Below are 23,908 nucleotides of genomic sequence, written 5' to 3' on the forward strand. Positions count from 1 at the left end.
AACGTAATAATAACACTAGACCTTTAATTTTTTTGTATAGTAGCATATAATAGGAAAGGGTTATTTGAAAACACACAATGGTGATTTTCATGGTACAATAGCATGTAATGGATCACTACAGGAGGGAACACTATCATGGTTAAAGAAAAAACAAGATATAAAGCTGTGATTGCCGATCATACGTATACGATCATCGGACAAGAAAGCAAACAACATATGGATTTAGTAACAAAATTAGTGAATGAACAACTAGCTGAAATCAAACATATTTCGCCACAAACCAACGATGAACAAGCATCAGTTTTGTTAGCGATCAATGCAATTTCTGATCAACTAAAAAAACAAGAAAAAGTTCTTAATTTAGAACAAGAAGTGGCTGAATTAAAAAAACGGACAATTAGACTAGCTGAACTTGAAAACCGTATTAAACGCATTGAAGCAATTGAAGAAGAGGCAAGAGGTGTGTTGAAAAAGAACGGACAAGAAGATGTCGAAATTCATAATCACATGGAAGCACAACAAATCTTAAATGAAAATCGTAAACAACAAATTCAAAGTAAGAGTACTCAAGACCAATAATTTGAGAGGATGACAGGATGTTAACATTACTCATTTTACTACTATTAGCCATTGGCTTTTATACAGGCGCTAGACGCGGATTGATTTTACAAGTTTTATATACGTTTGGTTATCTTGTTTCTTATTTTATAGCTAAATCGTATTATAAGAGTTTAGCCTCTCATCTGGAATTGTTCATCCCGTATCCTTCACCAACAGCGGATACTAAATTGGTCTTTTTCAATCAAGAGCTTACGCTTGACTTGGATCAAGCTTTTTACGGTGCGGTAGCTTTTCTACTTATTTTAGCAGCGGGGTGGTTAGTTGTACGCTTTTTAGCGATTTTCGCACATGGATTGGTGTTTGTACCTGTGTTAAAGCAAGCAAACTGGCTAGCTGGCGGTTTAATAAGTTTCATAGTTATGTATATCGGTGTTTTTCTAGTATTAAGTATGTTGTCAATGTTACCTGTTGACGCAGTCCAAAATCAATTTAAAAATAGCGGATTGGCAAGCTTTATCATTAAAGATACGCCAATTTTCTCTAAGCAAATCTATCATTTGTGGATTGAACAGATGCTTAAATAAAAGAAATGATATATTCATTACGAGTAAAGGTCTAAACAACTCATAACAAGTTTTAAAAGAATAGAAGGTGAAAAAATGAATACACGAATTTTAACAACATTAGGTTTTGATAAGGTCAAACAGCTTATTTCTCAATATGTTGTAACAGCACAAGGGTCAGAAGAAATCGAACACCTAGTCCCAGTTAATGATGCAACGAGCATTCAAGCTTGGTTACAAGAAACCGAAGATGGATTGAAAATTCAACGTTTACGTGGTGGTATCCCAATCCCTAAATTAGAAAATATTCGTCCTCACATGAAGCGGATTGAAATTGGTGCGGATTTGAATGGTCTAGAACTAGCTCATATTGGTCGTGTATTATCAACTACTTCTGAAGTGATTCGTTTCTTTAACGATTTACAAGATAGCGAAATTGAATTACTGAGATTGTATAAGTGGATTGATCAATTGATTGTTCTACCTGAATTAAGTCGCAGACTAAAAGAGTCCATAGACGAAGATGGACGGGTGACAGATGAAGCTTCACCAGAGCTGAAGATTATTCGAAATAATATCCGCAGAAGTGAACAGACGATTCGTGAACAATTAGATGGGATTGTCAGAGGGAAAAATGCTAAATATTTAAGTGATGCGATCGTAACAATGAGGAATGAACGCTATGTTATTCCAGTGAAGCAAGAATACAAGAGTGTTTTTGGTGGTGTCGTACATGATCAAAGTGCTTCAGGTCAAACGTTGTTTATTGAACCAAAACAAATTGTCGATTTAAACAACCGATTACGCCAACATCAAATTGCGGAACGCAGTGAAATTGAGCGGATTTTATCCGTGTTATCTGCTGAATTAGTTCCTCACCGCAATGATATTATGCATAATGCTTACGTTATAGGAAAGTTGGACTTTGTTAATGCCAAAGCTCGTTTCGGTAAAGAATTAAAAGCTGTGGTGCCAGAAATAAGTGAAGAGAATCATATTTACTTCAAACAAGCTAGGCACCCACTTTTGGATCAAGAAAAGGCTGTATCAAATGATATCACTATCGGAAAAGAGTATCAGGCTATTGTGATCACAGGACCTAATACTGGTGGTAAGACAATTACACTAAAAACGTTAGGTTTACTTCAATTAATGGGACAATCAGGATTGCCGATTCCAGCAGGGGAAGAAAGTCGTATGGGTATTTTTGACGAAATCTTTGCTGATATTGGGGATGAACAATCGATCGAGCAAAGCTTAAGTACATTTTCTTCTCATATGACAAATATTGTTGATGTCCTAAAAAAAGTTGACAGCCATAGTTTAGTGTTGTTTGATGAATTAGGAGCAGGGACTGACCCACAAGAGGGAGCAGCACTAGCCATTTCGATTTTAGATGCATTAGGCAGCAAAAGTGCTTATGTGATGGCAACAACCCATTATCCTGAGCTAAAAGTGTATGGATACAACCGTGCAGGAACAATCAATGCTAGTATGGAGTTTGACGTAGATACGTTAAGCCCAACCTATCGCTTGTTGATTGGTGTTCCAGGACGTAGTAATGCGTTTGAAATTTCAAAACGTCTAGGCTTAGATACTACAATCATCGATGAAGCAAAACATATTATGGATGGTGAGAGCCAAGATCTTAATGAGATGATCGCTGATTTGGAAAATCGTCGTAAAATGGCAGAAACCGAATATCTAGAGGTTCGGCATTATGTGGACGAGGCACAACGATTGCATAGAGAATTGAAAGAAGCCTACGGATACTTTTTCGATGAACGAGAGAAGGAAATGGCGAAAGCGCGGCAGAAAGCAAATGAATTGGTTTCACAAGCAGAAGAAGAAGCCAGCGGGATTATCTCTGACATTCGCAAAATGCAGCTGACAGGTGAAAATCACGGTGGTGTGAAAGAACATCAGCTAATTGATGCCAAGTCAAAACTTTCTAAACTTCATCAAGAAGAAACACATTTAGAGAAAAACAAAGTGCTAAAAAAAGCCAAACAACAAAAGAAACTAAAATCTGGCGATGAAGTGATTGTCAATACATTCGGTCAACGTGGAACCTTAATTCGTAAATCAAGTGATCATGAATGGCAAGTGCAATTGGGGATTTTAAAGATGTCTGTCGCGGAAAGTGATATGACACCAGTAGCACCAGAAAAAGAACCTACGCAAAGAGTAACGGCCGTTCGATCAAGTGAAAGTAGTCATGTAGCCAATCAGCTAGATTTACGTGGTAAACGGTATGAAGAAGCCTTGGCGGAAGTTGATCAGTATTTAGATGCAGCAATCTTAGCTGGTTATCCTCAAGTAACAATTGTCCATGGTAAGGGGACGGGTGCTTTACGTACAGGGATCACTGATTATCTAAAAAGTCATCGTAGCGTGAGTAGTTATGAATTTGCTCCTGGGAATCAAGGTGGTAACGGAGCAACAATCGTGAAATTCAAGTAGGATGCTTACCTTTAGTAAGCAGAAAACTAGTCGAATAAAGAAACGAGTGCTATAATTGATTCAGATGTAAAAAGTAGGAGGTCTATTTTATGACACAAGTAATTACTGATAAAGATTTTTCAACTGAAACAGATAACGGTCTTGTTTTGATCGATTTTTGGGCAACATGGTGTGGCCCTTGTCGTATGCAAGGACCAATTTTAGAACAATTAAGCGAAGAATATGATGAGAGTGAAGTAAAAATTACAAAAATGGATGTAGATGAAAATCCAGCAACGCCTGCTTCATTTGGGATCATGAGTATTCCGACATTACTGTTGAAAAAAGACGGCGAAGTTGTAGAAAAAGCAGTAGGTGTTCATTCAAAAGAACAGTTACGTGCAATGATCGACAAATATCTGTAAAATGAAACGTAGGATGAAGAATTACTTCATCCTATTTTTTATGTTTAAACATAAAGAAAATGGTATAATATAGTCTATCAATGGATTAGAAAGGAAGTATTATGAACGAAAGAATCAAAAATAAACTAGCATTGCTTCCTGACCAACCAGGTTGTTACTTAATGAAAGATAAAAATGGAACGATCATTTACGTTGGGAAAGCAAAAGTACTAAAAAACCGTGTACGCTCTTATTTCACCGGCAGCCACGATACCAAAACTGAACGGCTAGTCAGCGAGATAGAAGATTTTGAATATATAGTGACAGAATCCAACATTGAAGCACTACTTTTGGAGATAAATTTGATTCATAAAAATGATCCTAAGTATAATATCATGTTGAAAGATGATAAAAGTTATCCCTTTATCAAGATAACGAATGAGGATTATCCAAGATTACTGATTACCAGAAAAGTTTTAAAAGATAAAGCATTGTATTTTGGTCCTTATCCTGATGTGGGGGCCGCAAATGAAACAAAACGTCTGCTAGATCGACTATTCCCATTGAGGAAATGTCGAGTATTACCTAAAGAAGTTTGTTTGTATTATCATATGGGGCAATGCTTAGCACCCTGTGTCTTTGATATTCCTAAATCAACCTATACTGAAATGGTTGCAGAAATAAAAAGTTTTTTAAATGGTGGCCACCCCGTTATTCAAGAAGAAATACAAAGAAAAATGAACGCAGCTGCAGAAAATATGGAATTTGAAAAAGCTGCAGAATATCGTGATCAAATCAAAGCAATCGAAACTGTGATGACCCGTCAAAAAATGACAAACGCTGATTTAGTTGATCGTGATGTTTTTGGTTATGCTGTTGATAAAGGTTGGATGTGCGTCCAAGTATTTTTTATACGACAAGGCAAATTAATCGAACGAGATGTTTCAATTTTTCCTTTTTATAATGAAGAAGAAGAGGATTTTTTAACGTTCATCGGACAATTCTATCAAGAAAATGAACATTTTATCCCGAAGGAAGTTTTGATTCCAGATAATATTGATATTGCCAGCGTTGAAGCGATGCTTTCAACGAAAGTGTTACAACCTCAACGTGGAGAAAAGAAGAAATTAGTCAGATTAGCTGGTAAGAATGCAACGGTTGCTCTACAAGAAAAATTTGATTTGATCGTACGAAAACAAGAACGAACAATTGGCGCCGTAGAAAAATTAGGCAATGCAATGAATATTCCAACGCCTGTAAGAATTGAAGCATTTGATAACTCGAATATTATGGGAACAGATCCAGTTTCTGCGATGGTAGTGTTTATTGATGGGCGACCAGATAAAAAAGAGTACCGTAAATACAAAATCAAGACAGTTAAAGGTCCTGATGATTACGCTTCAATGCGTGAAGTGATCTATCGCCGCTATTCACGAGTGTTGAAGGAAAATCTACCATTTCCCGATTTAATTGTGATCGATGGAGGTAAAGGACAAATAGACGCTGCAAAAGAAGTTTTGGATAATCAATTAGGCTTAGATATTCCGATCGCTGGATTGGCTAAAAATGATAAGCATAAAACTAGTGAACTGCTTTTTGGTCCTGATTTAGCGGTTGTGCCTTTAGAAAGAAACTCTCAAGAATTCTTTTTACTACAGCGAATTCAAGATGAAGTTCATCGATTTGCTATTACTTTCCATCGGCAGTTGAGAAGCAAAAACAGTTTTGCTTCTCGCCTAGATGACATAGAAGGATTAGGTCCAAAAAGGAAAAAAGAGCTACTAAAGCAATTTAAATCCTTAAAAAATATTACGGCCGCTTCGGTGGAAGACTTAAACGCATCTGGTTTACCCAAAAATGTAGCGAAGAACGTGTATGATCATTTGCATAAAGAAGAATCTGATTCAGAAGAAAAATCATAATAACAAAGCAGTTAGTTAAAAAGCTAAGCATATTAAGGTAAGTTTAGTTTTTTAACTATTTTTTTACAGGATTTGTCAAGTAAAACGCGTCGTTACATAAAAAAAGTTTGACATAGTTAGTATCCCACGATAACATATTATTAGAAGCTAAAGCATAAACAGCTTTTGCTATTTTTTTGAAGTATACACTTTCCAAATTATCTGAATATTTAGTGATTTAGGAATCTTAGGGATAAGACTGCAACGATTGATCAAGTAACTTCATTTAGGTGTTAATTACAGGACAGCTGATTATCATAGGTAATAGCTGTCGTTTTTTATTTTAAATAATACTGACACATGGTAAAATTTGGTAAGAGTCAAAGACCTTTTTGACTAGTAAAATGAATAATTTACTTTTTTATATAAAGAGTCGATTTAATTTGAGTAATGGAGGATGGGGAATGTTAGAAGTAAAGAATTTGGTTAAAACATTTGGGGACTATACAGCAGTAGATAATATGTCATTTGAAATTCCAGATGGGAAAATACTTGGATTAATCGGTCAAAATGGGGCTGGTAAGACAACAACTTTCCGTTTGATCTTGGATTTTTTAACACAAGACAGCGGTGTTGTCCTTTGGAATGGCCATCAATTAAGTGGTAAAGACTATAACGATATCGGTTACTTGCCAGAAGAGCGAGGATTATATCCAAAAGTTTCGATTCAAGAACAATTGATTTATTTTGCTGAATTACGTGGCAAGACGAAAAAAGAAATCGAACCTAAAATTGATGAGTGGATGGAGAAATTTAAAGTCAAAGGCAAAAAAACGGATAAAGTAAAATCATTGTCTAAAGGAAACCAACAAAAAGTTCAACTGATTGCAACACTAATTCATGAACCAAAATTAGTTATATTAGATGAACCATTTAGTGGTTTGGATCCAGTTAATGCCGAATTATTAAAAGATGGAATCATCGCTTTGAAAGAGAAAGGTTCTTGTGTTATTTTCTCCAGTCATAATATGGATAACGTTGAAAAAATATGTGATCATCTTGTAATGTTGAGAAGTGGAAAAATGGTTTTAAATGGTAAAGTTCATGAAATCCGCGAAAGTTTCGGACGGACAAAAGTCTTTTTAGAATCGCCATTGACCCCAGAAGACGTATTAGCAATTGATGGTGTAATTTCAGCAGTAAAACGTAGCGATGGCGTTGTTGAAGTAACGTTAAGCGATCCAAAAGCAGGGCAAGAAATCTTTGCTCGTGCCACTCAATTTGGTTATATTCCAATGTTTAATCAACAGCCACCCACCTTAGAAGAAATATTCAAGATGAAAGCAGGTGAACCAAATGAGTAAATTTTGGATTATAGCGAGTGATGTTTATAAAAAGAACGTGAAGTCTGTTTCTTTTGTGATTATGATATTGGTACCGTTTCTTGTGATGGGAATTATTTATATCGCAGGTTCATTGGCAGGTGGATTTTCTGAAGAGACAAAAGTTGGACTAGTTTCAGATAATCAAGAATTAGCGACACAGCTAGCAAAATCAAAAACAGATGATTATACATTTAAAGTTGTTCAGTCGCAAAAAGAAGCTGAAAAACAATTAAAAGACAAAGACTTGGATGCTTTTCTTGTTTTAGATACTAAAACAGAACAAATCAAAGGGAAATTATATGCAGAGTCTTCATTAGGGACAACGACTGAGTTGATGATGGGACAAATGCTAAATGGTGTTCAATCATCCTTGAACGCGAGTAAACTGAATTTAACCCCAGAGCAGTTAGCAAGTTTGAGTCAACCAGCAAACTTCGAAAAGACTAAAGTTAGTTTCGATGATAACGGTAAAATGACAACAGGACAAGACAATACAGCGATTCAATCGGCAATGTCATTTGTGATAACCATCATTCTTTGGGTGATCATTATTACCTATGCTTCCATTATTGCACAAGAAATTGCTTCCGAAAAAGGAACTCGCATCATGGAAGTTATTTTATCAAGTACCAAAGCGCAAACCCATTTTTATGGAAAATTGACGGGAGTTATTTTAGTCGCTCTTACACAAATTTTGATTTATGCAGCTGCGATTGGAATTGGTTATACACAATTAAAAGATCTTGATATGGTAAAAGGCTTCTTAGAAGGCTTATCCTCTGCGAATATTTTTGGTAGTTTTCTGTTTTTCACTTTGGCATTTTTTGTGCTAGGTGTGTTAGTTTATTCAGTATTAGCAGCACTATGTGGTTCATTGGTATCGAAACCAGAAGATACAGCTAAAGCTGTTCAGCCTATTATCTATGTTGCTATGATTGGGTATTTTATTGGGATTTCATTAGGAACAACCGATCCACAAAATATCGTGATCAAAGTTTCTTCTTATATTCCATTGATTTCATCTTTTATTATGCCAATTCGACTAGCAAGTGAGACAGTGACAAACACAGGCGCGATGATTTCTGTTTTGATTTTGGTTGTTTTTGGCGTAATATTAACAATGTTTTCAGCAAAACTTTACAAATCTAATGTATTAGTTTATAGCGAAGGCGGTGTGTTTAAGTCTCTAAAACAATCGATTTCGATTTTAAGAAATGAACGTAAAAAAGTGGCTAAATGAAACTGAAAAGAGCAATGAAGATTTTTCTTCACTGCTCTTTTATTTGTTTTAGTGGAGGGACAGTGTTTCGTTCAATCAACTGCACACTCATTGCTTGTTCTGGAATTATTTCTTTATTTAACTGATTATGAATATAGATAAATGAGTTTTCAGCTTGGAGTTTGATAGAGTAGTCTACGGTTGTAATATGCATTAACCGGCTGATTTCGCTATTGTCAAAACCGATGACAGCGACATCTTCAGGAACAGAATAACCTAAAGATTGCAACTCAGAGATAAAGCCCGCTGCAACTGAATCGGTGTAAAATGCCATTGCATCCGTTTTAGTGGACATTTTATGCCATAATTGAGCAATCGTGCGTCCATTATCAAGCCTTGCTTTATCATGGAAGATCCATTCATTTTTAACAGGCATATTTTTTTCTTTATGAAAATCATCAATTGCTTTTAACCGAGCTTTTGTATTCAAATTTTCAAAATTGCCTAACACATGACCGATTGAACGATAGCCTCTTTGATAAAGATACTCTAACGATCGAAAATAGCCAGAATAATGATCGACATATGAAGAATAGATTCGTTCAGAATCAATGCGGTGCCAAGTCGCGATTGGGCCATAAATACTATATGGTTCAATAACCTCCCATTTGTTTGCTCGAGTCAAAATAAACATACCATCTAATTGTTTATATTTCATTTGATTTAATGCATCGATTTCCTTTTTTTTATCTCCATCAGTAAAGTAGAGTGTCACATAGTAATTATATTTTTTGGCAATAGAGATAAAGCTTTGAAGAAAAATCCCCAAAGGATCAATAAAACCGTGAGCGAGAAAACCAATTGTTTTCGTTTCGCCACTTTGAAGATTTCGGGCAATTAAATTTGGCGAGTACGACAGCGCTTCCATTGCATCTAAAACTTTTTTTCGGCTTTCCTGACTAACATAACCATTTCCTGAAATTACTCTGGAAACAGTAGATTTAGAGACTTGGGCTTTTTTTGCAACATCAATAATTGTGGTCATTATAACACCTCGTTAGTTGAATAGTAGTTCTTTTCACTTTTTAAGTATAACATATAATAATTAAAAAAAGAGCTTGACATGGGAACATTCCCATAAATTATGATTGAAATGTAAACGATGTCAGAACGTATTCTGAACAATAAATCAGGAGGGAAACACATGACAAGAGAAGCATTGAAAATTGCAACAATTGGTGGAGGATCAAGCTATACACCAGAACTGATCGAAGGCTACATTAAAAGAAAAGATGAACTGCCAATCAAAGAAATTTGGCTAGTAGATATTGAAGAAGGTAGAGAAAAGTTAGAAACAGTCGGAGCTATGGCTAAAAGAATGGTTAAAGCAGCTGGCTTAGATTGGGAAGTTCACTTAACATTAGATCGTCGTGCAGCTTTAAAAGATGCTGACTTTGTATCGACCCAATTTCGAGTTGGTTTATTAGATGCTCGAATAAAAGATGAACGTATTCCTTTATCACATGGTGTTTTAGGTCAAGAAACAAATGGAGCCGGTGGTATGTTTAAAGCTTTCCGTACGATTCCAGTGATTCTTGGAATTATTGAAGATATGAAAGAGCTATGTCCAGATGCATGGCTAGTTAACTTTACTAATCCTGCTGGTATGGTTACAGAAGCTGCAATTAAGCACGGTGGTTGGAAAAAAACAGCTGGTTTATGTAATGTACCGATTGGTCACAGAAAACAAGCAGCTGAAAAATTAGGTATTCCTGAAGATGACTTATTCTTTAAATTCGCAGGAATCAATCACTTCCATTGGCACCGTGTCTGGGACAAACAAGGAAATGAACGGACACAAGAACTGATTGATTTGATTTATGGCCCTCAAGAAGATTCTGAAAGTCATTTGAAAAATATTCATAATGCACCATTCCATTATGAACAAATCAAAGATTTAGGTATGTTGCCATGTGGCTACCACCGTTATTACTATATCGAAGACGAAATGCTTAAACACTCGATCGAAGAGTTTGAAAAAGGAGAAACAAGAGCTCAAGTCGTGAAAGAAACTGAGGCTCGACTGTTTGAACTTTATAAAGATCCTAATTTAGATTACAAACCGAAAGAATTGGAACAACGTGGTGGCACACATTATAGTGATGCCGCTTGTGAATTAATTGCATCTATCCATAATGATAAGCGTACAGATATGGTTGTTTCAACTGAAAACAATGGTACGATCACTGATTTACCTTATGACTGTGTTGTAGAAGTTTCAGGCCCTGTAACTGCACATGGACATGAACCATATAACTGGGGAGCGTTCCCACCCGCAGCACGTGGTATTATCCAGGTCATGAAAGGTATGGAAGAAACTGTTATTCGTGCGGCTATTGATGGAGATTACGGTGCGGCATTACATGCATTCACAATTAATCCGTTAGTTCCGGGAGGAGTAATGGCTAAAACCTTATTGGATGAACTATTGATTGCCCATAAAGATCATCTACCAAACTTTTCTGAAGCGATTACTAAGATTGAGGCAGAACAACCTGATACAGTAGCTTATGTTACGGAATTAATGAAAAGCAACTAAATTTTTATCAAAGAACAAGACCAAACAAATTCGTTTGGTCTTGTTCTTTTTATTCATGATTCATTAGACTTTTTTGAATAAGCATGACTAGTTCAAGCCACATTCGCTCATCAAGAAAACTATTTACGAAGAAGAAGGTTTGATTTTCTTTTTCTTCATGTACTTCAAAATTATCAATAATCGCAATGTCGGCTTCAATTAATTTGTTCGTAAAATTGATTGATTCGGAATTAAAAAGTGTTAAAAGCTTATTTTTAATAAAGATAGAACCAAAATTATTACTACTATACTGAATATAAATCGTGATACTAGGGACTAAAAACATATCAGTCAAAATAGTTAATAACATACATATTCCAAAATTAAATGAAGGATCGATTGTAAATTCAGGATGATTTTTTCTGAAATTTTTATAAAACCGATAATTTTTTGGATGTTTTTTTAAATATTTTTTTAGAAATTCTGTGTTGTCTTGTTCATTAATCATTACTTGTCTGAAAAAGTACATCGGATTAATTTCAAAAAAGGTAGAATAAACGAGCCCGATAAGCACATAATAGAAAATGCTGGCTTTTTCTGTGGAAGTCATTGGATTAGAAGGATAGAAACTTTTTTCATATTCATTAACGAGTAATTCACTAGAGAAAACTAAAGAGGAGGATCTAGGGAAGCTATCAAACAGTTTGATTTTTTCTTTTGAAGAGTCGATATCCGAGATAAAACTTCTGAGCATCAAATCAAAAAATAATCGTTCTTCTTCTGATATGAAATACCTTTTAACGAGTGTCGAAATTTCTGTCGCAACTTCAAATGGTTTCAGTATATCTTTAATTTCTAGCGGTAAATCTATTGGATATTTATACTGTCGTACGATTGTAATGCCTAACATTAATTTTATCCGTTTAATGACTGATGCAGAGTAACGTCTTTCCAATTTTTTAATTAGATCCGGGCAAGTAAAGACGCAGTTAAGCTCAGATTCAAAAGGAATGATGATACCACGATAGGCATTCCAATAGAAGTAAAAATAAAACATCCTCAAGTGTTTTTCTTCACCGCATAAATTTCCATTTAAATGAAAAGCTACTTTTATATGGAAACTTTTAAGTTGTTCGTTCAAAGCATTTATTTGCTTATAAAGATAAGGGATACTGACAAATAAATCTTCTGCTAGTTCATCAGCAGTTAAGTAGTTCCTGGTAAGAATACTTGAAATGATTTTAAACTGTAAGGAGTCATTCAAATAATGAAGTCTTAACTGAACAACTAAATAATCAATTTTAAAATCTGAATAATTATTTAATTGAAAACTACCTGTATTTTTTTCGAAAACAATCATTTTTAACTCTTCATTACTTTTAACATCTGATTCTAACTCATTAAAATATCGTTTTAAAGTACTTAAAGAAATATCTAAATAATGTTGGAGGTAAGAGAAAGAAACCTTTTCACCATCTTTAAAAACTAATTCTTTAAAAAGTTCTAATTTTTTCTTATTTTTATCATTTAAAAAAAATTCCATTCATCTACGTCCTTTAATTAGTAGTTTTCCGTGGAATTATAGAGTAGAAAAAAAACAAAGTCAATGAAGCGTGTATCTAAATGAGTATAATTTGTTTTTTATATGTTATTTTTATGCATTGAAAAAAGCTTTAAATTAATTTTGGTTGTATTTGTTCTGTTATTTTATCTAAAAAAGGTCTGAAATGTGTTCAGTTTTGGATTTTCAAAAAATTTTTTTATGTTTTATGATAATAAAGTAACACGAAAGAGAAAAATTTTTAATTAAAATCTCCGGAATTTATTTATTATATTTAAATAATGTTTTTAGGGTTCATTTAATATATTTTTTGAGAAAAAGGAGAACCGGAGAATGAAAGGGGGTACTATGAAAAAAAAATATGTTATTTTCCTAAGTATTATTTTTATAACGATATCATTCTTTCAACTTTTTAATACAGTAGAAGCAGTAAACTATAATACTGAAATCGGTTTAACTTTTAACAGTGACGTAGCGGCTGGAAGTGATTCAAGTTCAAGTGCCGTATCTGAAAGTAGCACAAATGAGACTTTGGAGAGTACTACTACAACTAGCAAAAAAGAGTTGCCAGAAACAAGGGGTGGAAAAAGAGCTAAGCCTGATGAGGTAGGATTTTTACCCAGTACTGGAATGAAGAATAACGTTTTATACCTACTATTAGGTTCGCTAATGTTAATCATTGTTTTTAGTTACTCAGTTTTAAAGCCTATAGGAGCTTTAATAAGAATACCCGTAAAGAAGAGGAAAAAATGAAGAAAAAAAGTGATCTGTTCTATCAAATGAGAATACTTGAAAATGGACCATAATGAAAGGGGAGGAGAAATGGCAAAATTGCTCAATTTTAAATCCTATAATGCACTTAAAAGATTTTGCATGGAATAGGAGGAAGGAAAATGAAGAAAAAAAAATGGTATCTTATCTCAGTGCTGTTTGTTGTACTCGTCGTCTTTACAAGTGTTCTTTATCCAAAGTCGGAAGCAAAAAAAGTAATAAAAGCAGCAGAGGACCAGAAAAATATCAATTACCAAACTAAAACTGAAGAAGCACCTCCATTAGTAACAGACCAAGCAGTTCTTTCTAAGTATAACTTATTAGTGAGTTGGGAAGGATATACTAGCTATGGCAGTAATAGCTGGATTCGCAATAATGATTGGAACGGAACAACTTCTAAGTATCTTATAAGTGACAGAAGTCTGAGCGCATCAGCTTCTCCCCGTACTGTAACTTTTAATATTAATGGGAAAATGAATAATTACGGACTTGTAAAAAGTACTATTCGTACAATTCCTGGTCATTATTATCAACTTTCCACTGAAATGAGTGCAAGTGCTTATGCTGGAACTGTTGCGAGATATGCTCTAAATTGGCTATCAAACTCAGATGTGAATAGTCCGGTGTCTGTTTATTCAGACTACAGTAGATTAATAGAGCGCGGATTTGCTCCTACAACTGTGACAAAAATTGTTCAGGCTACAACAAATGAAATGACTCTCGTTTTTAGTATAGGTCCATTGGTAGATTATTATTCTGCGGCGTATTTTCGGAATACATCTATTGTTGATTTAAATCAAGGAATTGTAGAATCTAGAGCAAGTCTTGATGCTTTGTTTACAGATAGCACTCATACCGAGTTGAAATTGTCTACGACACAAGAAGAAATAGATAAAACAAAGAAATTGATTGATACTGTTGTTCATATTGGAATTAATGCTGAACTAACAAAAGAACTGGCAAAAGCTCAAGCGTTGCTGGATAAAATAGTCATGTCATTGACTATTCCCGATGATTTAGTCAATGATCCAAAAAATGAACGCAGCCATACGATCACAGGAAAAACATATCCGAATTCATTTGTTCAATTTTCTGGCGTATCGGATTTTCCAGAGGGAACTTTAAATTCAGAAGTTGCTAATGATGTAAGAAAATATCAAATTCGTGCAGATAGTGAAGGGAATTTTAGTTACTCTTTACCAAAAGACAAATATTTTAAGGAATATGAAACAGTCACTGTTTTCAGTATGCTTCGAGGGAAAACAACTTCTCAAGTACGTATCATAAAAGACGTAGTACCTCCAGAAAAACCAACGCTAAATTTAATTAATGACCAAGACGGCACAGTTTCTGGAAAAGCTGAAGCAGGATCGACGGTAAATATATATGATAAGTCAAATGGAGCAATATTTTTGACTGGAAAAGCAGATATAAATGGTCAGTTTTCAATTACTGTTCCAGCAGCTAAGAAGCCAATCGTACCATATAAAATTTATTATGCTACTTCAACAGACGCCGCTGGAAACGTTAGTATTGCTTCAGATATACAAATTGTAGCTGATACAACAGCACCTAAAGCAGATGCAGTTAAACAAGCTTTAACATTGGGAGATTCACTCCCATCAACAGAGAAGATGCTTAAAAACATTTCTGACAATGCAGGTATTGGAGCAGATAATTTAACGATAAAAATGACGAAGGTCCCAGATATTTCTAAAGCGGGATATAAAACAGCTGAAATTACCTTAACAGATAAAGCAGGCAACTTTTTAGTTGTAGTCGTACCAATAACTGTTAAGGATGAGTCAACAATGGTTGATAGTAGTTACCTTCTTAAAGCATATAATTTTTCTGCTTTAGCAATTGATTTGCCCGAAACTGCTGAAGAACAAAGAAAATTTGTTTTAGAGCACGGACAAGTTGAAGCTTGGAGTTTAGTGACAGGCAAGATGATTAACGATAAGCTGACGTACAATCAAGGATTCTTAAAAAAACAACCAGGTGTATACACAATCACAGTCACAATTGATCGATTGACAAGAGTATTTAACGTTACCCTGCTTGAGGGGAATTTAGCTTTCGATAAGACAGTCGATAAGATCTCTTTTGGTACACAAACAATCAAATCAAAAGAACAGTTTATTTCTTCTGAAAATAAGCTAAGCATCTCTGTAAACGATACTCGATTTAAGTTGAATAAATGGCGCTTAATGGCAAAAATGGAACAGCCTCTAAAAACGAAAGACGGTATTATCTCAGCTAGTGGATTGATTTATCGATCTTACGATTCAGGGGAAATTGTAGATACAAATCTTAATAATCTGGATACGCCAGTTTATGAACCAAACAAATTAAGCAATGGTGTTATTCAAGTAGACTTTACGAAAGATAAAGAAAAAGAAGTGATTCTAAATGTGTTGCCAGGAAGTGTTCGTTCGGACAAAGAATACACTGCTCAAATAATGTGGACACTCGAGAATGGACCGTGATGAAAGGGGAGGGAAATGAAGAAAAATATCAAAATGATTATTATTTTTCTGACTCTATCGCTAGGCGGAGTTTGTTTAGGGGCGAGTGCAGCTTTTGCAAATGGAACAACAGGGAATAAATCCGAAGGGGAGATTTATTATACTGAAAATACAGAAGTTACACCGCTGCTTGATTCGTCTCATCCTGGTGAATCAATAAAGATCATTTCATCAATTCCTGTCCAACCAGGGACACCAGGACCCTTGAGTGTCGATTTTGCTCCTCATGTTGTTTTTGGAGAACATGACGGATCACAGAAAAATGATATTTACTATGCAAAGTTAACAAGAATAAAGAGATTAGCAGATGGTTCGGAAGAAGAAGTACCTAATTTCCTTCAACTAACAGATAATCGAGGGAAAAAATCTGGATGGCGACTAACGGTCAAACAAAATGGTCAACTTAGGAATGGCGCACATTTATTAAAAGGTGCTGAAATAACGCTAAAAAACATTCGATTGTTCTCCCCGAATGACGGGGCTAAACCAATTGTTACCGAAAGCGTACGGTTGGAGCCTGAGGGTGGGGAAGCGACAGAAGTATCTAAATCGACAGAAACGTCCGGTAAAGGAACTTGGATCATTATGTTTGGAAAAGATAAAGAGGAAAGTAAAACCAGCATACAAGTAAGTGTTCCAGGGACAATCGAAAAGAAAAAAGGTAACTATACAACTTCCTTAACTTGGGAGTTGATTGATACACCAATTTAACATTAAAGGAGAAGAAAACATGATATTGAAAAAAAGTTTAACAGTAACTACCACAGGAATAGTAACATTTGCGAGTTTTTTACTAGGAACACCAGCGGCATTTGCTGAAACGACAAATGAAAGTGAAGTAAAACCGCCAATTACAATTAAAGATCCTGCAAAATCTGAAGCAGAAATTACATTTGAGCAAAATGAAACGGATACTACGCCTCCGATTGGTCCTGGTGGAGAAGAAATGGAAACACCGGGTGAAGGCGATACTGGGATGGTTGGTCCATTAACGATTGACTATATTACAAAAGTAAATTTTGGCCTAGTTAAGGTTTCTGGTAATAATGAAACCTATTTTGCAAAATTAGCAAAAATCAACTTAAAAGGCATTTCGGAACCAAAAGAGGTTCCTAACTATGTTCAAATTACCGATAGTCGTGGATCAAACGCTGGTTGGCAGTTGCAACTTAAACAAGACGCACAATTCGAAGCGAAAGACAAAGACAATAGTATTTCTACACTGGTAGGTGCTTCGTTGAGCTTTGACAATCCAACCTTGAAGTCTTCTCAAAAAGGGTCGGAGTTCGCTCCATTAGGAATTAAACAAACACTTACACCAGGTGAAGGTGCTGTGACAGTGGTTAATGCTCCAGCTGGTAAAGGTATGGGAACTTGGCACTATACATTGGGAGATACTGATGAGCAAGCAGCGAAAAGTATTTCGTTATATGTTCCTGGGGATACTGCAAAATTAAAGAATGCAGCGTATAAAACTGTATTAACTTGGACATTAGTTGATGGTCCAGATCAATCAAACGTTAATTTGAATGAAGTACCTTAAGGATAAAAGAAGAGTATAAAAAAGAAAAGAGGATATTAATTATGAAAAAAACAAGAACAATTGCTTCGGCACTACTAATTAGCACATTTATTTTAGGAGCGGCTTCACCAGCTTTCGCTGATCAAGTTGCAGCACCAACCACTGATGCAACAGTAAAATTTGAATCAGAATCACTAGATGCAGATAACGGAGGAAATACGATCGATCCGACTAACCCAGATGGAAATGGTGTAAAACCTGATACAGGCGAAGGCTCTACAGGAACAAAAGGTCCATTGAGAGTCGATTTCGCACCAAACTTTAAGTTTGGTACAGTAACAATGTCTGGTAATGCGGCAGATTACCATCCATTATACCCAAAAGTGAGTCTATTAGATGAAACTGGTAGAGTTACAGATCCTCTACAAGCAAAATATGTTCCTCACTACGTTCAAGTAACAGATAATAGAGGTACAAATGAAGGATGGGATTTAACTGTATCTGCTACTCCATTTAAAGGAACTATTATAGATACGGAAGCAGACTTAAAAGCTACGTTAACACTAGGTCACTCACAATTTTCTACACAAGTAAAACCAGTTAATGGAAAAGACTTTAAACCAGATACACTAAATACAAATGTGACTCTAACAACGGATGCTAAACCACTTATCGTAGCGAAAACTGACCAAGGGATGGGATCATGGGCAGCAGTATTCAGCAAAGATACAACGGCTACTTTGACAGACACTGACAGAAACCCTAATGTAACACTTAGCGTTCCTGCTGATTCTAAGAAAAACCCTAAAGAAGAATACAAGTCTACTATAACTTGGACACTTTCAACAACTCCAACATCGACTAATTAAAAAGTTTAATATGAACAATCATTGCAGCAACAGAATGTTACTGTCGTTGCAATGATTGATTTTTACATAAAAACAACACGACGACATAAAATCAAACATAAGTAAGTTGGGAGAAATTATTAATGAATAAACGAATAATATCACTATTACTTTTGATCATCATGATAAGCTCTTTGCCATTGAATGCATCAGCACAAGACGGAACAATGAATTTCTCCGTAACTGCGGTCATTCCTGATAATCAAATTGATAAAACAAAAACGTATTTCGATTTAAAAATGAAGCCTGGACAAGTTCAGGAATTAGAAGTTTCGATGAATAATCCTTTAGATGAAGAAGTTACTGTAGAAAATAATGCTAACACAGCAATTACAAACGATAACGGAATTGTTGATTATAGTAATGCGGACCCTAAATTAGATGAAACATTGAAAGCACCTTTTTCTGTTATTAGTGAGGTAGAAAAAGAAACAACAATTCCAGCTAAAAGCTCAAAAATATTGAAAATAAAAGTGACGATGCCAGACAAAGAATTAGATGGTGTCATTTTGGGTGGACTTCATTTTACTGAAAAAGAAGATAAGGAAAAGGACGATAAAGAAAACTCAGGAGTTCAGATCAAAAATCGTTTCGCGTTTGCAATAGGTGTATTGATTAGACAAAACGATAATATTGTCAAACCTGACTTGAAACTTGGTAAAATCCAACCTTCACAGGTCAACTATAGAAATGTATTGAAAGCGAATATTCAAAATACGCAGCCTGTAATCATTCAAGATATGGAAATCGATGCTCGGGTAACTAAAAAAGGAAGTAAAGAAACCTTATTTGAACAGAAGAAACCTGGAGTTCGTATGGCACCCAATTCTAATTTTAATTTTGGAATGAGTTGGGAAAATCAAGAATTTAAAGCAGGGAAGTATACCTTGCATATGAATGTTTCAAGTGGATCTGAAAAATGGAAATGGTCTAAAGACTTTGAAATCAGTCAAAAAGAAGCCAAAGAACTGAATGAAAAAGCTGTTGAGTTAAAGGTAGATTATACAAAATGGTACATTATTGGCGGCGTAGTTGGAGTTATAGTGTTAATGCTGATAACTTTTGGATTAAGTCAATATATTAGTAAGAGAAGAAGACGTAAAAGAAAAAGATTAAAGGCTGAGGCAGCTAAAAGAAGAAAAAAAACAAGTGGTAAAAAGCGCAACAGTAATAATGCTAATAGAAATAAAAAATGATTTTTAAGAAAAGTTATTGAGCATTAACAAATTTAATATACAGGGGAAATGTATTATGTACAACATAGGTTATTTTTCATTAAGAACACCTCAAAATGATTACTACAAAACTTTGGATTCAGATCAACTATGCTCACTTGAACTAATTGAAGAATTTTGTTTAGATGATTTAGACGGATTAGATGTGCTTGTAATAGAAGAAAGTATTGAACTTAATTTTACTAATATTTGTGAGTGGTTATTAGAGATAAGGAAAATTTCTGATATTTATATACTTATATTAGCAGATGAAGAACAAATGGTTTTTACCTCCCGAATGGTTTATTTAAAATTGGGAGCAGATGGCATCTTCACAGAAGAGGCAGATGAATTAGATTTAATTGTAAAAAATATTTTGAAAAGAATCAAAAAAGAAACGATTAAAAAGAAAGATAAAGAGTCTTCATTTGAAATAATACCTGAGAAGTCATGTGTATTAGTCAATAAAAAACAAGAAGTCGATTTAACTAGACAAGAATTCTTAGCCTTGACGATTTTATATAAAAATAAAAACCAAACTGTAACTTATGAAGATATATACAGAGGAGTTTGGCCTAAAAATTCAGGTGAGGTTCAAAAAAATCGAGTGTGTAATCTTGTTTCTCACGTAAGAAAGAAATTTGCTGATTTAAAGAACTCACCAGTGCAAGTGAAAACAATTCGTTCAATTGGCTATATTCTAGATACTTCTTTTTCTGAAAAAGAAGTATAGAATGAAAGAATGACTCAAAATAGTGTATTAAACCAAAAAAGTCGTATAAATTCATTTCGAATTTGTACGGCTTTTTTTGGTTAGTAGATTTCAATTCCGGAAATATCATGTAATAATGAGTCCATAGGTTCAATATTAAAATTATATGAACGATAACGAAATAAATGATTCAAAAGAATAAAGGCAGAAATCTCAGTAAATAAAAATACTTTTAAAGAAGCAATTGAAAGACTAAGTAGAGATATCGCTATAAATAAAATGATAAATAATGAAAATAAACGTTTAATTTGATTGGTATTTGAAATCAAGATTTCTTTAGTCTCTGAATTTACTTTGATTTTTTGAGAAAAACGGAAAAGACCTTCTCTAAACTCAAGAGTATCTCCAATTTCAGCATCTATTTCAGTTGTTATATTATTAAATAATTTCCCCTGTTTTACACCATTTTTATATACAATGAAATGACGAACGCAGCCCCATGTTGTTTGTCGTTTTAAGTTAATTTTCATCATAACCACCTCCTAAGACTATTTTCACATAATCAGAGTAATAAAGAATCAAACAAAAGACCGATTTATTTTGAAAGTTTTATCCTGCTAAAGTCGTAGTTTCTTTGGGATAATGGACTGAACAAATTGAAAAGAACGAATGCAGAAGCTGCATTCGTTCTAAATTAAATTATTCTTGTTCTAAAGAGGGAAGGTAAGTATATTCTGCTATGCTAGCAGCATGCGTACCAGCAACATGGCCAGTGACGAAAGCGGCAGTGACATTATATCCTCCAGTATAGCCATTGATATCAAGTAACTCGCCAGCAAAAAACAAACCATTGACCAACTTACTTTCCATTGTTTTAGGTTGGATTTCTTTTAAGGAAATTCCTCCGCCAGTGACAAAAGACTTTTCGATAGGTAGTGTTTTGGTAGCCGTTATCCGAAAAGTCTTTAAGTAATTGGTCAGTTGATTGATGTGTTGTTCTAAGACTTGTTTTGATTGGTAGTCAGATAGTTTTGTTTCGGTTAAGACGAAATCTAGTAGTCGTTCTGGAACAAGATTTTTCAAAGCATTTTTCAAGGATTTTTCGGAATGTTCTAAAAGTTTTTTCTTTATTTCATTATTCAGCTCTGCTGCTGATTTTTGCGGGAAAATATCAAGTTGTAACGTAACAGGCTTCTGCTGATTTTTAACTAATTCTTGATTAATAAAACTTGAACATCTTAAAGCGGCAGGACCAGAGAGACCAAAATGTGTAAACAGAAGATCCATCTGATGTTCTACAATTATTTTTCCTTTACTATTCAAAACGGAAAGAGAAACATCCTGAAGTGAAAGACCTTGTAGTGTTTTTTCTTTAATAAGATCGTCATCAGAGATTATTGGAGATTCAGTTGCGTATAAAGGGCTAATAGTATGACCCAATCTTTTGGCTAGTTTATAGCCATCTCCTGTTGAACCAGTTGAAGGATATGTGCGACCGCCTGTTGTTAAAATAACACAAGGGGCGTAAATTTTCTCATGTTCTAAAGAAACGCCAATTACTTGATCTTCTTTGCGTAAGATTTTCTCGACTTTTGCTTCTGTATAAATCGTTACACCTAGTTGTTCTAATTGGTTAAATAATGTTTCAACAATTGTTTTTGAACGATCTGTGACTGGAAACATACGTCCGTGATCTTCCTCTTTTAAATGGGTTCCGTTTGATTCGAAAAATTCCATAATATCGTAATTGTTGAATTGTGAGAAAGCACTGTATAAAAATTTTCCATTTCCGGGGATATGTGCGATGATTTCATCTGCAGGACGATTGTTGGTCACATTGCAGCGTCCACCGCCAGTTAATAAGAGTTTTTTACCTACGCGTTTGTTTTTTTCTATTAATAAAGTATTGCTGCCAGATTTTGCTGCAGCGATGGCGGCCATCATGCCGCTAGTACCAGCTCCGACGACAATAACATCAAATGATTTCATAAATTCTCCTCCGATTCAATGGTAGTTTAACACAATTTTCAAAACTTTTTCTACTTTTTTTGCAATTCATAGTAAAAAATTGTGGAAATTTTCAGAATTTAGGTTAAAATAGGATTATAACAATGAGAGGGTGATTAAATGGAAGCAAAACAGTACGTGGAAGAGATTCAAAAGAAGATTCATGAAAATGATCGAGGGCAAGTGGAATACTTGCAAGCTGTCGATGAATTTTTACCAACGGTTGAAGTATTTTTAAAAGAAAATCCAGCATTCATTGAAGCCAATATTTTAGGAGTCTTGATTGAACCTGAGAGAATTTTACAGTTTAGAGTTCCTTGGCAAGATGATCAAGGAAATTGGCAAGTCAACCGTGGGTATCGTGTCCAGTATAATTCTGCGATTGGGCCTTATAAAGGTGGCTTACGTTTTCACCCTAGCGTGAATTTAAGTGTGATGAAATTTTTAGCCTTTGAACAAATTTTTAAAAACAGCTTAACTGGTTTGCCAATTGGCGGCGGTAAAGGGGGAAGCGATTTTGACCCTAAAGGAAAATCAGATGCTGAAGTCATGCGTTTTTGTCAAAGCTTCATGACAGAGCTGCAAAAGCATATTGGACCGAGTACTGACGTACCGGCAGGAGATATCGGTGTTGGTGCCAGAGAGATCGGATACTTATTCGGTATGTATAAACGTTTGAGAAATTATGATGCAGGCGTTCTGACAGGCAAACCACTAGGATATTGGGGAAGCCAAGCAAGAACAGAAGCTACTGGTTACGGATGTGTTTATTTTGTTAAGCATCTATTGAAAGACTTAAACGATTCTTTTGAAGGAAAAAAAGTTGTGGTTTCTGGAAGTGGAAATGTATCGATCTACGCAATGGAAAAAGCCAAAGAATTAGGGGCAACTGTTCTAACTTGCTCTGATTCAAGCGGATTTGTTTACGATCCAAAAGGAATCGATGTTGAATTAGTAAAAGAACTAAAAGAAAAAAATCGTGAACGTATTTCTAAATATATAGATACTCATTCAGATGCGACTTATTACGAGGGTCAATCAGTTTGGGACTTTGAAATCAGTTACGATATCGCTTTGCCATGTGCTACTCAAAACGAAATCAATGAGAAACAAGCTGAAATTTTAGTGAAAAACGGCGGAAAAGTTGTGGCTGAAGGTGCCAATATGCCTTGTACGTTAGATGCTGTTGAGGTGCTTGAGAGAGCAGGTGTGTTGTATTGCCCAGGTAAAGCCGCAAATGCCGGTGGTGTAGCAGTCTCTGCCTTAGAAATGAGCCAAAACTCAGAACGCTTATCTTGGTCATTTGAAAAAGTAGATGGTATGCTGGATGATATTATGAAAAATATTTACGAAACATGCCGTGATACTGCTAATAAATATGATGCTACAAACAATTTTGTCTTAGGAGCAAATGTCGCTGGATTTGAAAAAGTAGCTCAAGCGATGCTTAGTCAAGGACTAGTTTAATCACCTGACCAATCCGTTCAGTGAGATGAGTTTAGTTAGAATGATCGTGGTGTATGGCGCACGATCATTCTTTATTTTTGTTGAAGCTATTCTAATTTTGTGTTATAAAATAACCTTTTTACATGAATTAAAATAAAATTGGTACACTCAGTCATAATTTGCTTG

20 protein-coding genes are annotated in these 23,908 nt (G+C 34.9%); 16 read left to right on the top strand and 4 right to left on the bottom strand.

The window, feature by feature from the left end; genetic code table 11:
* The first annotated feature begins 135 nt into the window (after positions 1-135).
* From zapA to A5821_RS02625, 7 genes are all read left to right on the top strand, one after another.
* A complete protein-coding gene (zapA, locus tag A5821_RS02595) occupies positions 136-579 on the top strand; it encodes a cell division protein ZapA (RefSeq protein ID WP_170922941.1) in 444 nt (147 codons plus the stop codon).
* 17 nt (positions 580-596) lie between these two features.
* A complete protein-coding gene (locus A5821_RS02600) occupies positions 597-1,145 on the top strand; it encodes a CvpA family protein (protein ID WP_086312947.1) in 549 nt (182 codons plus the stop codon).
* A 75-nt stretch (positions 1,146-1,220) separates the two neighbouring features.
* Positions 1,221-3,587: an endonuclease MutS2 gene (locus tag A5821_RS02605; protein WP_086312948.1), complete on the top strand. Its 2,367-nt coding sequence runs from the start codon at positions 1,221-1,223 to the stop codon at positions 3,585-3,587.
* 89 nt (positions 3,588-3,676) lie between these two features.
* Entirely contained in the window at positions 3,677-3,991 is a 315-nt protein-coding gene (gene trxA / locus A5821_RS02610) for a thioredoxin (RefSeq protein WP_086312949.1), read from the top strand.
* 101 nt (positions 3,992-4,092) lie between these two features.
* Positions 4,093-5,892: an excinuclease ABC subunit UvrC gene (gene uvrC / locus A5821_RS02615; protein WP_086312950.1), complete on the top strand. Its 1,800-nt coding sequence runs from the start codon at positions 4,093-4,095 to the stop codon at positions 5,890-5,892.
* A gap of 443 nt (positions 5,893-6,335) precedes the next feature.
* The gene (locus A5821_RS02620) at positions 6,336-7,235 is read left to right on the top strand and encodes an ABC transporter ATP-binding protein (protein ID WP_086312951.1); all 900 of its coding nucleotides are present in this window, start codon (positions 6,336-6,338) and stop codon (positions 7,233-7,235) included.
* Positions 7,228-8,496, top strand: a complete 1,269-nt coding sequence (locus A5821_RS02625) for an ABC transporter permease (RefSeq protein WP_086312952.1) — start codon at positions 7,228-7,230, stop codon at positions 8,494-8,496. The genes A5821_RS02620 and A5821_RS02625 overlap by 8 nt, the downstream gene beginning before the upstream one ends.
* Positions 8,497-8,524: 28 nt before the next feature.
* Here the strand turns inward: A5821_RS02625 and A5821_RS02630 are convergent, their stop codons facing one another.
* Positions 8,525-9,520, bottom strand: a complete 996-nt coding sequence (locus A5821_RS02630; protein WP_086312953.1) for a LacI family DNA-binding transcriptional regulator — start codon at positions 9,518-9,520, stop codon at positions 8,525-8,527.
* Positions 9,521-9,679: 159 nt separating this feature from the next.
* On the opposite strand from A5821_RS02630, the gene A5821_RS02635 reads away from it, so the two are divergent.
* The gene (locus tag A5821_RS02635) at positions 9,680-11,074 is read left to right on the top strand and encodes a 6-phospho-beta-glucosidase (protein WP_086312954.1); all 1,395 of its coding nucleotides are present in this window, start codon (positions 9,680-9,682) and stop codon (positions 11,072-11,074) included.
* Positions 11,075-11,123: 49 nt separating this feature from the next.
* On the opposite strand, the gene A5821_RS02640 is transcribed toward A5821_RS02635, so the two are convergent.
* Positions 11,124-12,596, bottom strand: a complete 1,473-nt coding sequence (locus A5821_RS02640; protein ID WP_339098946.1) for a helix-turn-helix domain-containing protein — start codon at positions 12,594-12,596, stop codon at positions 11,124-11,126.
* Between the two features lie 351 nt (positions 12,597-12,947).
* Between A5821_RS02640 and A5821_RS02645 the strand changes: the two genes are divergently transcribed.
* The 7 genes from A5821_RS02645 (at position 12,948) to A5821_RS02675 (ending at position 20,290) form a co-directional block, all read left to right on the top strand.
* Complete coding sequence (locus A5821_RS02645) at positions 12,948-13,367, top strand: LPXTG cell wall anchor domain-containing protein (RefSeq protein WP_249921817.1); 420 nt, start codon at positions 12,948-12,950, stop codon at positions 13,365-13,367.
* 140 nt (positions 13,368-13,507) lie between these two features.
* Positions 13,508-15,874: an Ig-like domain-containing protein gene (locus tag A5821_RS02650; protein ID WP_086312956.1), complete on the top strand. Its 2,367-nt coding sequence runs from the start codon at positions 13,508-13,510 to the stop codon at positions 15,872-15,874.
* A gap of 15 nt (positions 15,875-15,889) precedes the next feature.
* Entirely contained in the window at positions 15,890-16,624 is a 735-nt protein-coding gene (locus A5821_RS02655) for a WxL domain-containing protein (protein WP_086312957.1), read from the top strand.
* A 19-nt stretch (positions 16,625-16,643) separates the two neighbouring features.
* Complete coding sequence (locus tag A5821_RS02660) at positions 16,644-17,456, top strand: WxL domain-containing protein (protein ID WP_086312958.1); 813 nt, start codon at positions 16,644-16,646, stop codon at positions 17,454-17,456.
* Positions 17,457-17,497: 41 nt separating this feature from the next.
* Positions 17,498-18,304: a WxL domain-containing protein gene (locus tag A5821_RS02665; protein WP_086312959.1), complete on the top strand. Its 807-nt coding sequence runs from the start codon at positions 17,498-17,500 to the stop codon at positions 18,302-18,304.
* A 122-nt stretch (positions 18,305-18,426) separates the two neighbouring features.
* Entirely contained in the window at positions 18,427-19,539 is a 1,113-nt protein-coding gene (locus tag A5821_RS02670; RefSeq protein WP_086312960.1) for a DUF916 and DUF3324 domain-containing protein, read from the top strand.
* Between the two features lie 55 nt (positions 19,540-19,594).
* Positions 19,595-20,290: a winged helix-turn-helix domain-containing protein gene (locus tag A5821_RS02675; RefSeq protein WP_086312961.1), complete on the top strand. Its 696-nt coding sequence runs from the start codon at positions 19,595-19,597 to the stop codon at positions 20,288-20,290.
* Positions 20,291-20,370: 80 nt separating this feature from the next.
* Here the strand turns inward: A5821_RS02675 and A5821_RS02680 are convergent, their stop codons facing one another.
* Both A5821_RS02680 and A5821_RS02685 read right to left on the bottom strand, forming a co-directional pair.
* Complete coding sequence (locus A5821_RS02680; protein WP_086312962.1) at positions 20,371-20,799, bottom strand: hypothetical protein; 429 nt, start codon at positions 20,797-20,799, stop codon at positions 20,371-20,373.
* A gap of 169 nt (positions 20,800-20,968) precedes the next feature.
* On the bottom strand, positions 20,969-22,258 hold the full coding sequence (locus A5821_RS02685) for an NAD(P)/FAD-dependent oxidoreductase (protein ID WP_086312963.1): 1,290 nt from the start codon (positions 22,256-22,258) through the stop codon (positions 20,969-20,971).
* 138 nt (positions 22,259-22,396) lie between these two features.
* Here A5821_RS02685 and gdhA point away from each other — a divergent pair, with 138 nt between their 5' ends.
* The gene (gene gdhA / locus A5821_RS02690) at positions 22,397-23,743 is read left to right on the top strand and encodes an NADP-specific glutamate dehydrogenase (RefSeq protein WP_086312964.1); all 1,347 of its coding nucleotides are present in this window, start codon (positions 22,397-22,399) and stop codon (positions 23,741-23,743) included.
* Positions 23,744-23,908: the final 165 nt, after the last annotated feature.

The organism is Enterococcus sp. 7F3_DIV0205 (assembly GCF_002141365.2).
GTDB classification, from domain to species: Bacteria; Bacillota; Bacilli; order Lactobacillales; family Enterococcaceae; genus Enterococcus_L; species Enterococcus_L palustris.